The 14,914-nt window shown below is 49.4% G+C and carries 14 protein-coding genes; 3 read left to right on the forward strand and 11 right to left on the reverse strand.

The window, feature by feature from the left end:
- Positions 1–12 precede the first annotated feature (12 nt).
- Positions 13–306, reverse strand: a complete 294-nt coding sequence (locus JMW05_RS12095; protein ID WP_201503930.1) for a LysE family translocator — start codon at positions 304–306, stop codon at positions 13–15.
- Positions 307–828: 522 nt separating this feature from the next.
- Between JMW05_RS12095 and JMW05_RS03045 the strand changes: the two genes are divergently transcribed.
- Complete coding sequence (locus JMW05_RS03045; protein WP_201503931.1) at positions 829–1,344, forward strand: hypothetical protein; 516 nt, start codon at positions 829–831, stop codon at positions 1,342–1,344.
- A gap of 99 nt (positions 1,345–1,443) precedes the next feature.
- Here JMW05_RS03045 and JMW05_RS03050 read toward each other — a convergent pair whose 3' ends face one another.
- Positions 1,444–2,403: a LysR family transcriptional regulator gene (locus tag JMW05_RS03050; RefSeq protein WP_201503932.1), complete on the reverse strand. Its 960-nt coding sequence runs from the start codon at positions 2,401–2,403 to the stop codon at positions 1,444–1,446.
- 538 nt (positions 2,404–2,941) lie between these two features.
- Here JMW05_RS03050 and JMW05_RS03055 point away from each other — a divergent pair.
- Positions 2,942–3,337: a hypothetical protein gene (locus JMW05_RS03055; protein ID WP_201503933.1), complete on the forward strand. Its 396-nt coding sequence runs from the start codon at positions 2,942–2,944 to the stop codon at positions 3,335–3,337.
- Positions 3,338–3,420: 83 nt separating this feature from the next.
- Here the strand turns inward: JMW05_RS03055 and JMW05_RS03060 are convergent, their stop codons facing one another.
- Positions 3,421–3,792, reverse strand: a complete 372-nt coding sequence (locus tag JMW05_RS03060) for a hypothetical protein (RefSeq protein WP_201503934.1) — start codon at positions 3,790–3,792, stop codon at positions 3,421–3,423.
- 202 nt (positions 3,793–3,994) lie between these two features.
- A complete protein-coding gene (gene uvrB / locus JMW05_RS03065; RefSeq protein ID WP_201503935.1) occupies positions 3,995–6,106 on the reverse strand; it encodes an excinuclease ABC subunit UvrB in 2,112 nt (703 codons plus the stop codon).
- A gap of 599 nt (positions 6,107–6,705) precedes the next feature.
- On the opposite strand from uvrB, the gene dps reads away from it, so the two are divergent.
- On the forward strand, positions 6,706–7,191 hold the full coding sequence (gene dps, locus JMW05_RS03070; RefSeq protein ID WP_201503936.1) for a DNA starvation/stationary phase protection protein Dps: 486 nt from the start codon (positions 6,706–6,708) through the stop codon (positions 7,189–7,191).
- Positions 7,192–7,321: 130 nt separating this feature from the next.
- Here dps and JMW05_RS03075 read toward each other — a convergent pair whose 3' ends face one another.
- From JMW05_RS03075 to JMW05_RS03105, 7 genes are all read right to left on the reverse strand, one after another.
- The gene (locus tag JMW05_RS03075; RefSeq protein ID WP_201503937.1) at positions 7,322–8,371 is read right to left on the reverse strand and encodes a cation diffusion facilitator family transporter; all 1,050 of its coding nucleotides are present in this window, start codon (positions 8,369–8,371) and stop codon (positions 7,322–7,324) included.
- A 191-nt stretch (positions 8,372–8,562) separates the two neighbouring features.
- A complete protein-coding gene (locus tag JMW05_RS03080; RefSeq protein ID WP_201503938.1) occupies positions 8,563–9,099 on the reverse strand; it encodes an acyl-CoA thioesterase in 537 nt (178 codons plus the stop codon).
- 137 nt (positions 9,100–9,236) lie between these two features.
- Positions 9,237–9,647 (reverse strand): DUF2177 family protein, encoded by a 411-nt coding sequence (locus tag JMW05_RS03085; protein ID WP_201503939.1) that lies wholly within the window; start codon positions 9,645–9,647, stop codon positions 9,237–9,239.
- 90 nt (positions 9,648–9,737) lie between these two features.
- The gene (locus JMW05_RS03090) at positions 9,738–11,168 is read right to left on the reverse strand and encodes an SAM-dependent methyltransferase (RefSeq protein ID WP_201503940.1); all 1,431 of its coding nucleotides are present in this window, start codon (positions 11,166–11,168) and stop codon (positions 9,738–9,740) included.
- A gap of 58 nt (positions 11,169–11,226) precedes the next feature.
- The gene (locus tag JMW05_RS03095) at positions 11,227–12,150 is read right to left on the reverse strand and encodes a DUF1365 domain-containing protein (protein WP_201503941.1); all 924 of its coding nucleotides are present in this window, start codon (positions 12,148–12,150) and stop codon (positions 11,227–11,229) included.
- Positions 12,151–12,177: 27 nt separating this feature from the next.
- Entirely contained in the window at positions 12,178–13,899 is a 1,722-nt protein-coding gene (locus JMW05_RS03100) for an NAD(P)/FAD-dependent oxidoreductase (RefSeq protein ID WP_201503942.1), read from the reverse strand.
- 67 nt (positions 13,900–13,966) lie between these two features.
- Complete coding sequence (locus JMW05_RS03105) at positions 13,967–14,785, reverse strand: SDR family NAD(P)-dependent oxidoreductase (RefSeq protein ID WP_201503943.1); 819 nt, start codon at positions 14,783–14,785, stop codon at positions 13,967–13,969.
- Between the last annotated feature and the right edge of the window lie 129 nt (positions 14,786–14,914).

A 14,914-nucleotide genomic window follows, 5' to 3' on the forward strand; every position in this document is an offset into this window, starting at 1 on the left:
CTTTCGTCTCATCTACGGGCAGCCCGCTGCTTTTTTAAGCAACATTTTACTGCCCATATACAGAATATAAAACGCCCCGATAATTTGCAGGGTTAAAAATGCACTTTTTGATGTGGCTATCAACACACCAACACTGGTCGCTGAAACAATCGCCACCGCCAGCATGCCTAGCGACAAGCCAAATATACCGCAGAGGGTTTTTCTTCGGTCGTAAGTCAGCGCGTTGGTAATACTCAGCACCACACCAGGACCTGGACTGGCTATCGTCGCCGAAGCAATGAGCAAATAAACAAAGATACTGTTCATAAATTAAGGCTGCCCTATCAGCGTTTGTATATCAAAAAACATAGCATCATTTAAAAATAAACCTTCTTCATCTGCTCTAATAAGTGGCTGACTGTATCATCAGCGCCTGTTTTTATTAGCCAAATAAAGTTTTATCAGTCGCAGTATATAGCATACTTTTGTTTGTTAATACACCTTCGTCAGTAGGGTTATACTATTTACAATGACAACGGCAGCAATCCATTACGCCCCTTTACAAAAACTGTGCATAGAAAACGCTGTTTTTCGTATTTTGATACAAAGCGGGGATTGTATCTTTGTACAGAACCCATAAAATGACAGCTAGTCCAAGGACAGATGTCATGGATACTGTATGGCGGCTTGACGATAGACGATAACTATTACGAACGACTATAAGCCGCCTTTAACATACCGTATCTGTACGATGACATCCTCTGCTTACTTCTGGGCGTGCTTTATTGATTGCCTGACTCATTGGTAAATCACACGCCCTATTATGCTTTTGAATAAGGAATATCATTTATGAATACCACGCCTGCTGTAGAAAAATTACCAGAAACAATCGACCCAAGCCTAGATTTGGACAAAGTACGCAAAGAATGCATCAAAATGGTCAAACGCCGTGCCAAAGTATCGGCAGGTGTTGCGGTTGTACCTGTACCATTTTTTGATGTGGCGGTCGATGCAGGCCTATTGACCCAGCTGCTTCCTGAGATTAGCGCCCGTTTTGGTTTGCTCGAAGACCGCGCCGCTGCCGTTAATTTAGAGACGCGTGCGGTACATTGGAAAGAAGTCAAAGACCGCGCTGTAGACTTCGCAGGTCTAATGGCAACTCGCGGTATCGTGAAAAAGACGGTACAAGGCTTTGGCGGTCGTATCGTTGCCAAGCAAGTGACCAAGTTTGTACCACTTGGTGGTCAGATGGTCGCAGCGACTATGGGCTATATGATTTTCAAAAAAATCGCCGTTGACCACATCAACGAATGCTACAACTTGGCAAAAGACATCCAAACCAAACAACACGGCAAAAACGTGTAAGCCAAGTAAAAATAATCCGTCATCTGATTGATGGCTGATGATAAGAACACATGCTAAAAACAAAAAACCAGCCCATGTATAGGCTGGTTTTTTTATGCGTTATTCAAACCCTACCGCAAGATGTGCCCAATCCTCCGAGCATATCCACTCATAAAACTCAGCAATAAAGTCAATGTGCAGACGCGATTGCGGGGTGAGTAAATAAAACCCTGGCACTTCGCTGTCCGCCATGCCCACCAAGGCATCGACACCAAGCGGCGCAACCAGCTTGCCTGCCTCGATGGCGGCGAGCGCATCGGGCTTAGAGACCAGCCCCACGCCCATACCTGACATGGTAGCGTGATACAGTGTCTCAGCGTCTTGAAACTCCACCTCACTGATGATGTTCATGGGCAGCTCCGTGCCCAGATAGCGCATCACCTTTTTCCATAGGTTTTTACTCAAGGCAGGACACAGGAGCGTCTGTGACAACAGTTCACTTGGGCTGTGGATGTTTTCTGCGATTTTGGGGATGCAGCACAGTATTTTGGGGTCTTTGACCAAAAGGCGCGGCTCGTATTTTTGCCAATCGCGTCGACCATCGACCACCCAATCAGAGCCGTCTTCAAACCCCCATTGAATAGCAACGTCGATATCATCGATATTGAAATCTTGCACCCGCACCATGGTCGTCAGACGGATATCGATGTTCTCCGCCCGCTCGCGAAACGCGTGCAACCGTGGCATCAAAAAATGCGAGGCAAAATAGGGGCTCACATTGATGTTGATGCGGTTGCGCTGCTGCACTCGCGTGACGCGGCGCACGCCTTCATAAAACTCATCAAAGCCAGATTGCACAAAATATGAGAGTATTTTTGCTTGCTCTGTGGGTTCGATAACCCGCCCTCTGCGCTTAAATAAAGACACCTGCAAGTTGTCCTCCAGCAGCTGTATTTGCTGACTGACGGCCTGCGGCGAGACGGAAAGTTCGGTGGCAGCGCGACGAAAGCTGCCGTGCTTCATCACCGCGTTAAACACACGTAATGAATTTAAGGGTGGTAAACGATTGATTTTACTCATGGCTGTCCTTTGCTATATCCTTGATTATAAAGGAAGCCCTATACCTCTAAGGTATGCAATACAGGCAGTCGCCCGTAGGTTATCTCGCATAATTTACAGTGTTTCATGAATGATGATGGTAATACAGACGACAACTGCTGCATCCAGTGTCTTGTTGGTATCCAGCAGATTGCTATAATCCGTATGAAGTGAATCTTCTGCGTCATTTGACTGCGTGCATTGACCGCGCTGTCACGACTGCCCTGATAATAGGTTGGGCATCGCTGCGGCGAATGACGCTACCTTTTCATGCTAAGGCTTATCCCTGTCTATAGCCATGTCACCGTAATAATGACACGCTATCTCGTTGTCTCAATAGTCCATAATATGGTATGACGCCATCAAGCGCCAAGAGAGATGTTATGACCGTATTGCCATACAGTCAAGCTAAATTGCTGACGCGTCCTTACTTTAGAGGTATGCTTACGCACCTTTTATCGGCATAATAGCTGCATAAACCCTTTATTTTGTTGTTTTTTTAGACACTTCGGAGACCACCATGCGAAAACATCTCTTATACCCGCTTACCTTGCTCTCTGCACTGGCAATCGCAGGCTGCGCTGCGCCCAATGGCACGACCCCAACAGGCAACACCACGCCTACAGGCACCGCAGCAGACATTGGCATGACCATTTTTAAAACCGCAGTCGATAACCAATGCCGCGCCACTTTGCAAAATCAGCAGCTTTGGCAAATCGCCAGTGTCGGCATGACGCCGCAGCAAGAAGAAGTCTTACAAAGTCGCATCTGCGGCTGCGTCAGTGAGCAAGCGCCCAAACAAGTCACACTCGTGGATATGGCAAATGCTGCTATCGACCCGCAATACCGCAATCAGCTCGTCACCAAAGTGGTCGCCAACACCATACAGACCTGCTACAGCAGCTTGGTACGTTAATTATCCATCAGCAAAAACAAAAAAGCGGACGTATAGTGTGCATACGTCCGCTTTTTTTATACCGTATTACGATTTGCCATTAATTATCGGTTAATAACAAAAGGCTCAGCGGTGATTGCTGCACCCATCGGCACTATCTTGCTGCTAAAGTATTTGGAGCGACTGTCCAGCGTCTTATCCACTTCCTTTATCAAGGCGTCAATCACGTCATCGTACACACCGTGATGCAGCTCATATTCAAACGCGGTCAATGGGTGCTTGCGCGGTGCTGAGCGCACATCGGTCACCCCATCTTTGCTATAAAAAATATCCACACGCCCATCGCTGTTCAGTACGCAGTTCAATTGCCCGCCTTCAATCTCCACTTCTATATTTTCTGGCATAAAAATATAGTCATCGACGTTGGTGAGCTCTTTTTCTATCCCTCGTTGTAATAATGATTTGATATCAAACATAGTTATTGTCCTAACTTTCTCGTTATTGTGTCGCATGAATCAATTGGCTGATGGACGCCTTATCTCATCATCTTATAAGATAACCCTGATTTGTTAAGGGGCGATATGTAAAGCTGAGTGTGCTGTTGGTAAAAATGCACAAAAAAAGCAGGTCAACACGCCGCTGACCTGCTTCTATTTTACATGCTATTGTGATGATTGATTACACCAAATACGCTTTGAGCTGCAATACTTTGTCGCGGGTCTTAGCCGCTTCTTCAAACTTCAAGTCGCGCGAGAGTTGCTGCATCTCTTTTTCTAGGCGCTTGATTTCTTTGGCAAGCAAATCAGGACTGCGCAAGATGCTGATGTCCACATCAGGCAGGTCACTCTTCACAGGGATTGCTTGATTGTCGTTGGCATCAAGCGATTCGCCCGTATCAATCTTATCGGTGATACTGCGGCGCGCGCCTTTTGGTGTGATGTTGTGCTCTTTGTTAAAGGCAATCTGTTTTTCGCGGCGGCGGTCGGTCTCTTCAATCGCCTTTTGCATGCTTGGCGTCATTCTGTCCGCATACAGTATCGCCTTACCATGTAAGTGACGCGCGGCGCGACCGATGGTCTGAATCAGTGAGCGCTCCGAGCGCAAAAAGCCCTCTTTATCAGCATCAAATATCGCAACCAAAGACACCTCAGGCATGTCCAAGCCCTCACGCAAGAGGTTAATACCGACCAGCACATCATGCACGCCCGTACGCAGCTCATGGATGATTTGCATACGCTCGACGGTGTCGATATCCGAGTGCAAATAGGCGACCTTGACGTCGTATTCTTTGAGATAGCCTGTCAAATCCTCCGCCATGCGCTTGGTCAAGGTGGTAATCAGCACACGCTCGTCTTTTTCGCGGCGGGTGATGATTTCGGACAGCACGTCATCGACCTGCGTTAATACAGGGCGAATCTCAATCTCAGGGTCAATCAAGCCTGTCGGACGCACCACCTGCTCGACCACTTGCTCGCTATGCTCCAGCTCGTATTGCGCGGGCGTGGCGCTGACATAAATGGTCTTGGGCTTGATGCGCTCCCACTCTTCAAACTTCATCGGGCGGTTGTTCATCGCGCTCGGTAAGCGAAAGCCATAATTGACCAGGTTTTCTTTACGCGAGCGGTCACCCTTATACATCGCGCCCACCTGCGAGACGGTCACGTGCGATTCATCAATAAACAGCAAGGCGTCTTCGGGAATATAATCAAACAAGGTCGGCGGTGCTTCGCCTGTAGGTCGCCCTGATAAATGCTGCGAGTAGTTTTCGATGCCGTTACAGTAGCCGAGCTGCTGAATCATCTCAAGGTCGTACTGGGTGCGCTCTTTGATACGCTGCGCCTCAATCAGCTTGTCATGCTCGCGAAAGTACTCCAAGCGCTCGTCCAATTCTGCGCGAATGGTCTTGCTCGCCGCTTCCAGCTTTTCACGCGGGGTCACGTAGTGCGACTTGGGGTAAATGGTAATACGCGGCACGCTGCGCATGGTCTTACCTGTCAACGGGTCGAACCATGTGATTTTTTCGACCTCGTCATCGAACAGCTGAATGCGTACCGCCAGCTCTTCTGATTCGGCAGGATAAATGTCCAGCACTTCCCCGCGCAAACGGTACGTACCACGACCAAAATCCAGCTCGTTGCGCGTGTATTGCAGCTCAACGAGTCGCTTAATCATCGCGGTACGGTCAACTCGGTCACCCACCACGATATGGAGCAGCATTTTTAGATAGCTTTCAGGGTCGCCCAAACCATAGATGCACGATACTGAGGCGATAATAATGGCATCGCGGCGCTCAAGTAGCGCGCGCGTAGCGGACAGACGCATCTGGTCAATATGGTCATTAATCGCGCTGTCTTTTTCGATAAAGGTATCGCTCGCTGCGACATACGCTTCGGGCTGATAATAATCGTAATAACTGACGAAGTATTCCACGGCATTATTGGGAAAGAACGCTTTAAACTCGCCATACAGCTGCGCCGCCAGCGTCTTGTTGTGCGCCATGATGATGGTCGGGCGTTGGCATTCGCTGATGACCTTTGCCATGGTGTAGGTCTTACCTGAGCCTGTGACCCCGAGCAACAGTTGCTCGTCCATGTCGGCATGGATACCCTTGACCAATTTTTCGATGGCTTTGGGCTGGTCGCCTGCAGGCTCAAAGTCGGTGACCATCTCAAAGGCACGGCTCGATATCTGCGTGCCTGAGGCGTTAACGCCTGTGATTTCTGCTTCGCCTTGCAGTTGGCTTGAGAGTTGCTTGCGTTGTCTTGACGATCTGGGTTCGGGTTGGCGCATAGTCGTTTTCTTCTTTTTTGAATTTATGATGATATGGGGGCAATGCCCCGATTTTAAAGCGCTGGGCAGTGTAATCGGGCAATGTTTTGTGCCTTTTTAGCGGCAAGTTTTGTACGGCTTTTTCGCGTATTTTTTACGGCGGGTCATTCAGATTTTTATCACTATTTTTATTCAGTCATGACTCGCTTATGATAAATGCAGTTGGCGAGACAGACGCAAATCACCCTCAAGAATCGCGCGAATTTTACAAAGCTTTTCACGATTAACAGAGCGGTTACACGAGCACATAACAACACCTAACGCTTGGGGGTTTCTTACACTGCCGAACCTGCTATCATCGGTACTTGATTGCTAAGGACAGTCAGCAAGTGATTTATCACTCGTGAGATAATCATTATGAGTATTGATGGGTTGATGCGGTTTTATTAGTGGCGCTTTTTTGGCGTCATTGTTATGAAACATGAGCCTGACAGTGTGCGGCCATTCGCCACTGTTTTAATGAGTACTGATGCTGGTCATCTTGGATAAATAAAGACAATAATGATTTGCTGATGTCATCTATCTATAACTAAAAACAATTTTAATATCTGGAGAACATTATGAGAGAACGTTTTGCAAGTGGTATCGACGACAGCACCGCACAAGAAATGGTAAAACTGCTAAACGCAAACCTAGCCAATGTGATTGACTTGACCCTTGATGGCAAACAGTGCCATTGGAATCTACAAGGCGTGGGCTTTATCGGTGTACACCAACTGCTAGACGAAACTGCCGAGCGTATCCGCGAAGTATCAGACATGATTGCTGAGCGTATCGTTATTCTAGGCGGCGAGCCAAACGGTTTGGCAAGTCGTGTGGCAAAAGATTCTATCCTAGACGACTACCCAACCAACATCACTAACGTAGAAGACCACGTGGTTGAGCTGACCAGCCGTTATAAAAAAGTAGCCAGCACGCTACGCGAAGCGATTGAAGCGGCAGGCGAAGCAGGCGACGAAGACACCGCTGACCTATTCACCGAAGCCAGCCGTATCGTTGATAAAGACGCATGGTTCATCGGTGCCAACGCGCCACAGAAAAAATAAGAAACATTGACGTCTTAACGACGGACAGTTTCTAACAAAAAGGCTTTAGCATCGCGCTAAAGCCTTTTTTATGGTTGCTATGTTTTACTCGCTTGTTTTGATTCACCTCTACCGACTACCCCTGCCTATTTTATGCCGTTTTAGAAGACGGCTTAGGCAGTGGCTCGGCATTGGGAGAGGATAAGGTCAAAATAGCTTCTTGGAACAATGCTTGCGCGCGGAATTTGTTTTCAATGTTTTCAAACATTTGCGTGAGGTTTTCTTCTTTTTGGTTGCCTGCGATATCGACCGCCGCCACCATAAAGATTTTTTTGGGTCCGACCCACTCAAGGTGCAAATACGAGACACTGTCCACATCAGGATGCGCGTATAGCTCGGTCAACACGTAATCGTGAATGCGCTGATTGACCTTAAGACCGACCAGAAAATCACGGTTGCGACTGATTAAAAATATCGCCACGATACCGAGTAAAATACCGACGATAATAGAGCCAAGCGCGTCCCACCACGCCTGCCCCGTATAAGCGTGCATGCCCATCGCTGCTGCCGCAATGACCAAGCCTATCACCGCTGCCAAGTCCTCAAAGAACACCCCTCGTAAGGTCGGGTTTGAGGTATCGACCACATAGCCGAGCGCGCTCACGTTCACCGCTGCGCCATGTTTTTTGCTTTGGCGATATGCCTGCACCAAGGAAAAGCCCTCTAGCACAAACGCAACCGCAAGAATAATAAAGCCAATGGTGTAGTTGGTTTCGCTCTCGGGCGCATTCCACTCTTTAATGCCCGTATAAATCGACACAATCGCACCTGCGGTAAACACACCAAAGGCGGCAATCATCGACCACACATACGACTCTTTGCCATAGCCAAGCGGGTGGCTGGCATCAGCGGGTTTGACGGCTTTTTTCTCGGCGATGATGAGCAGCGTGCCGTTGCCCGTATCTGCCCACGAATGCGCCGCCTCAGCAATCATCGATGCCGAGCCTGTCATCACGGCGGCGACAGATTTGGCAATGGCAATGATTAAATTGGCACCCACGGCAATCAGAACGGTAATCAGCGAGCCTGAATGCCCCGAATCTGCGTCTTCATGTTCAGGAAGTGGCGGCTGTTGTCCGCGTTTGCTGCTCGTGTCGTGTACGTGCCTTGGGGCATTGGCGACAGATGGTTTTAGACTCATAACGACCTCAATAATCAATAAACTTTGTGCATAGCGCTTAGGCAGTTTGAGCGATAGTGGCTGGATAATAGGGTAAACATCGTGGGCAAGGCATGCCGCAGCTACTTGTTTAAAAAATAGGGCTGGCACGGCTTACGCTACATCACGTGCATCTGGGGCTTGCCTCACGACTGGTGACTTATACCGATATTTTATGACGGGTTTGACGCTGTGGGCATATTTTCAATATCACAGCTTGGGCGTTTGGCCTCTTGCATGTGCAAGCGCTTACGCTCAAGGGCAGCATCAAAGCGGCATTTTTGTTGTGGGTTGTCGAGCTTTAACGGCGGCACTTTTGTGGGCTTGCCTGAGCTGTCCACCGCGACCATCGTAAAATAGCAGCTGTTGGTATGGCGGATGGTACGCTCTTGGACATTTTCAGCCTCAACGCGGATACCTATCTCCATTGACGTTTTGCCCACATAGTTGACACTGGCGGCAAAGGTAACAAGTTCACCCACGTGAATCGGCTCACGAAACATCACTTGGTCAACCGACAGCGTGACCACATAGCTGCCACTATAGCGACTGGCGCAGGCGTAGGCGACTTGGTCGAGCATCTTTAATAGGTCACCCCCATGTACATTGCCTGTAAAGTTCGCCATATCAGGCGTCATGAGTACCGACATGTACAGCTCATGATTGAGCGGGGCTTTTTTTGCAGTTGAGGTTGTGTTTGCTTGAGGCATAGTAATCCTTAACGACGGCGACAATAGATAAAATAAGGCACAAAGCGCACAGCGCTCGTATGCCATCTAGTGTAGCGCAACCCCATGCGCTTTGGATACCGCTCCACCTCGAACGGTATCAATATCCATACCCAATGTTAACCAAGCCAATGAAAACGATACGCAAGCCACGCAACAACGGCACTGACTGAGCCTGTCAGCACTCCGCCCCAAGCAAAGTCTACAAGCGCAGTATCTAAAGTAAAGCCTTTATACAGCGCCAGATTGGTAAAGTCGTACGTGCCGTACGCCATCAGCCCAATCAAACCACCCAATAAGAAAATATAGCCAATCGAGCTGCCCGCCTTGATTTGTGGGTACAAAATCAAGATGCACAGCGCAAAGACGTAAAACATGTAAAACGCGCCTGCGGCAAACATGTTTGGCTCATCGGCCAATAAATGACCGATGCGCGATTCATAAAACGCGCCTTTCATGGTTGTCAGCCAGACGGCATCCACTGCCAAAAATATCACCACCGCCGCGAGATAAATAAATACGTAACCCATGATGTGCTCCTTATTGTGCTTTTGTTATGTCCGGTTGCTGCTGTTGTTATCGTAGGGACGTTCTGCTGTTGCGGCTGGTGCTGATGGTCTTTAGCTGCCCATGCCCAGCCATGTGTCGGTGTTTTTTGGCTTTACCGCCGTCACTTGTACCACGCCGATGGTGCGCTCCAAAAAGCCGCCTTCACAATAGCAAAAGTAAAACTCCCATAAGCGAATAAATGCCTCGTCATAGCCGAGCGCGATAATCTCATCACGCTTGTCCATAAATGCCGCGCGCCAATCACGCAGGGTGTAAGCGTAGTCGTAGCCGTAGTCGTGCAGCTGCTTGATGACCATATCGGTCTGCTCGGTGAACTGCGTGGTCAGTGCTTGATTGGACAATAGGCAGCCACCTGGAAAAATATGCGTTTGGATAAAGTCCACCGACTGTAGATAGCGCTCGTAGTTTTGGTCGTTAAAGGTGATGGCTTGCAATACCATGAGTCCTGTTGGCTTTAGGAGCGCATTACACTTGGCAAAAAACGTCGGCAGGTACTCGTGCCCGACCGCCTCAATCATCTCGATGCTCACGAGCTTGTCATAGGTGCCTGTCAGCTCGCGGTAGTCCTCTTGGAGTAGCGTAATCTTGTCGCTCAAACCTGCCGCTTCCACGCGGCGCATAGCTTCTTGATATTGCGCGTCCGAAATGGTGGTCGTGGTCACGTGGCAGCCGTAATGAGTCGCCGCATAAATGGCAAAGCCGCCCCAGCCTGTGCCAATCTCCAGCACCTCATCGTCTGCAGTCAGTTGCAAACGCTCACAAATCAGCGCCAGCTTGTGCTGCTGCGCCTCAGCAAGCGTGCTGTCAAGACTTGGATACACTGCCGAGGAATACATCATGGTCGGGTCAAGAAAGGTCTGATACATCGCATTACCCAAATCATAATGCGCCAAGATGTTGGATTTGGCATTGGACTTGTCATTGCTACGCAGCTGATGTTTGGCTTTTTCGAAGGTTTTGGTAATGCCTGCAAAGCGCGCTTCTAGATCATTAATCACGCTCAGATTGCGCGCCGCCAAGCGAATAAACCCTGTCAAATCATCAGTGTCCCACTTGCCGTCAATATAGCTGTCTGCTAAGGCAATCGAGCCGCCGAACAACAACTGGCGGTACACGTCATCATCATGAATGGTCAAGGTCACATCAAGGCGATGATGTCCTGCCTCGGAGCTGCTCGGTGTGGTACTGTGTTTGTTACTGCCTTTGGTCTGATGACCCTCTGTCGTCGCCGACCCAAAATGATGGGTTTGATTTGCCTTAATGCTGCGCTCATCTGCGTTATCGGTCTTAAAATCTTCAATAATGGTAATACTGCCAAAGCGAATATTTTTGAGCGCACGAAAGACCACTTGCTTGGCGGCATAGTTCACGCCATGACTGAGCGGTTTCAGCACGGCGGTATTGTTCACCGTTTGGCTGATACGCGCAGTGGCTTTTTCAAAAGTCGAGCTTGGGGTACGGTCGGTCGGTCGTGTCGGCATAGGTCTTGTTCCTTGTCCTTAATTGTTGTTATGCGTTGTTCAATGGCGTTTGGTTTTATTACTCTGCGCGCGTTTTGGTTGTTTTTTGCGCGCTGTCTTTTAGCGTCTGATCGTACTGAACATAGGGCACGCGCTTGATGGCATAGAGCTTAAAGGCGTGCCAATAGATACGTAGCAGCGAGGTCATGTTCATCAGCGGGTTTTTGCGTAGGCTGTGCTGAATGTTCTCGGCGGTCATGGCTTGTCCTTGCAGCTTCACGCCTGCGCGCATCACCTCGCCGCGCGCATCATGAATGGTAATCAAGATGCGCGTGTATAAGCCAGCCACCTCGTCTTGCTCGCGCTGCTGCACCGTCACCTGCCAGCAATACTGCTGATCAATGGGGTTAAAGGGCGAGACATGAAAATCCTTGCCATGACAAAATTCGCTTTCTTGCCCTGTTAATAAAAACCCGTAGTAATGGCGCTTGTTCCATGGGGTATTGGACACTTCTGCCAGCAAGTGACTGGGCGCGCCCAAAGCATCAAAGCCAATGTAAAAATTCACAGGGCTAAAGTACATGCCCAGATTGCGGCACACCACCAGCGCCATAATGTCACCGTCAGGGGCGCTGCCCGCATGATTGTGAAAGGCAAGACGCAAGCGCTGCTCAAGTGCTTGATAGGCGTTGGTATGTGGCGCATCTTTACTTTGGTTGGGCGCGGCTGTCTCGTCCTCAGACAAATGAATATAGTCGCTGGAACGAAACTGCTGCACCGCGCGGCGCGTACCTGAGAACAGCGGAATGCCCCATGCGCTTTTGACTTCGGGCAACGACTCACCCGCCGCCAGCGCACGAACATTAATGCCCCAATAGCGGTACGCGTAACAAAACTGATGGGGGCTGGGCAACAAGCGCTGATGCCACGTACTGCCCGCAAACAGCTGATGCGGATATGCGCCAGCGGCTTGAGCATGAGCGGGTCGGGATACGTAGGGCATAGATATCTATTACCATTGGTTTTTGGATTAAGGGCGCTGCTGTTTTAGCCAAGCGCGTTTGCTGGTTTTGCTTTTTGGTGCGCTGTTTGCTGCCTCAGATTTAATCTGCTCAATCTGTTTGATTAGGTCTTGATTGGTCGCGGCACGGATGACTTGGCGGCGCTTTAGGTCGCGTGGTTTTTTGTCCGCTTTGACTGGCAAATCCCGATAGCGAAAGGGCGTGGTCGTTTGCTTCGCATCGGGGATGTGCTGCGCATCGACGTCATCTTTGATATCAATATCCGCGCCCAATGCCTGACAGACGCGCAGCGCACTGCGTACGCCATCTTCGTGAAAGCCATTGAACCAATACGCGCCGCAAAAGTGCGTGTGCTGCTGCCCTGATATGCGCCCCCATTGCCCTTGCGCGGCGACCATCTTGTTCGTATATACAGGATGGCTATAGTCAATGCATTTAATGACATGCTGCGCGTCAATGTCCTCATTGAGCGTTACCAAGTAATTGTGCGCTTTGGTCAGGCGCTGCAAGATATTCATGTGATAAGTCAAGACAGGCTTGTTTTGTGCGCTTTGTGGCGCTTGGCTGTCGGTTTGCTTTGTAGGCGCATCGGTCAGATAGTTCCAGCTTGCCCACGCTAAGGATTTTTTAGGCAGCACGCGGGTATCGGTATGTAGCACTGCCGTATTGGGCGTAAAGTAAAAATGTCCCAGCACCTCTTTTTCATCATCACTGGCATCCGCCAATAGTCGCAGCGCGGTATCTGCATGACAGGCAAAAATCACCTCGTCAAAGTCTTCGCTCTGTACACGCGTTGTCTGTTCGTCTGCTTTACCAAGCGTCTTAAACTCAATACGCACACTATCGCTATTACGCTGCACGCTCTGCACAGGGCTGTTGACCCGTATCGTGCCACCAGCTGTGACAAAGCGCGTGACCAGCGTATTTACATACTGCTTTGAGCCGCCTTTGATGGTGAACCACTGCGGGCGATTGACCACGTCCAGCAGTCCATGATTGTCAAAAAACTGCGCAAAAAATATCAGCGGAAAGCCTTGTACCTCTCGTAGCGAGGTTGACCAAATCGCAGACACCATCGGTAATAAATAGTTATCGGTAAATAATGCGCCGTAACGCTGACCTACCAAGTAATCGCCCAGCGTCTGCGTGGACAAAGCACTGGTATCCTGACCCGCTGCACGCGCAACATCATAGTCGGCGCGCAGCTGGCGGATATGTTTATTAAACTTCATGATGTCACTGATAAACTGCCAAAACTGCGGGCTGAGCACATTTTTGCGCTGTGACAATAAGGTGTTGAGCGTGTGTCCATTGTATTCAAAGTTGCGGGCGCTGTTTTTCACAGAAAAGCTCATGTCAGTTGCTTGAAACGGCACGTCCAATTCATGCAGCAAGCGCAAAAAATTTGGATAGGTGCGCTCATTAAACACGATAAAGCCTGTATCAATGGCGCTGGTTTCAACCTTGCCCTTTTTACCTGTCTGTAGTGCCACATCAATGGTATTGACGTGCCCGCCGATATAGTCATTGGCTTCGAATATCGTGACGTCATAATCCCCATTTAAGTAGTGCGCGCAGGTCAGTCCCGATACGCCAGAGCCAATAATGGCAAGCCGCGATTTTTGCGGCACAGATTCTGCGGCTTGCTCATTTGGCTGCGCCTTACTGCGCGTTTTTAGCGTCTTGCCTAGTTTTTTGATGGCGTTTAGTTTTGGGCGCGCAATGGGCATTAATATGTCCGTCCTTTTTGGTGGTCTTTTACAAGATTTTGTATTTATTTTTGTTCTGGTGCGCCTATTACTGATCGCCGCTTTGTTTTTTGTTGATTCTTTCGCTAACTTGCTGCCAGACCAAATCAGGCAGCGCGCCCAAGGCTTTGAGTGGTAAGGTGAGTTTTTTGGGAAACTCAATCACCTCGTCACCATCCGCGATACCATCGCGAATCGCTTGGCTCGCTTGCTCAGGCGTCTGCAAAAACGGCATCGGAAAGTCGTTTTGCTTGGTCATCGGTGTCTCAACAAAGCCTGGGACGACCAAACTGACCGCCACATCATGCGGCGCTAGGCTGATTTGCAAGGTTTTCATAAGGTAATGAATCGCCGCCTTTGAGCTGCCGTATGCTTCGGCGCGGGCAAAGGGTACATACGCCGACGCTGAGCCGATACCGACCAGACGACCCTTGGAGGCAATCAGCTTGGGCAATACTGCATCGATAGCATGCGCAAGCGTACCGATATTGACCGACATGACTTTCATCAAAACCTCACTGTCAAAGTCGGGCATGTCCAAATACTCGCACATCCCCGCGCCGCAGATGGCAACGTCGATGGTCTCAATCGGCGCAAAGGCGGCTTTGACCTTTTCTCTATCCATCAAGTCAACATTGATGCTGGTCGCACCCAGCGCTTTTAATTCAGCGAGCGCATCTTCGTCACGTCCGACTGCGTAGACCGTGTGCCCCTCTTGCAGATAGTCGGTCGCCAGCTGCTTGCCGATACCTGAAGTCGCGCCTGTGATGAGGATATGGCTGTTGTTTGCTAAGGCGTGCTTTTTGGTGTCGGTGGCGTGCTCACGTTTTGCATCGTTATTGGCGGTTTCTGTGGTGGCGCTACTCATGGCGGGCATCCTTTTTTATGCGTTTATAGGTGTTTGTCAGTTTTTTAGATGGTTTATAGATTGTGGGCATGTACGGGCGTTAAGCGTTTCATTCTTCTTATATTTATGTGCTTTTTTTATTGTTTTTAA

The sequence above is a fragment of the Psychrobacter aestuarii genome, assembly GCF_904846035.1.
GTDB lineage: Bacteria > Pseudomonadota > Gammaproteobacteria > Pseudomonadales > Moraxellaceae > Psychrobacter > Psychrobacter aestuarii.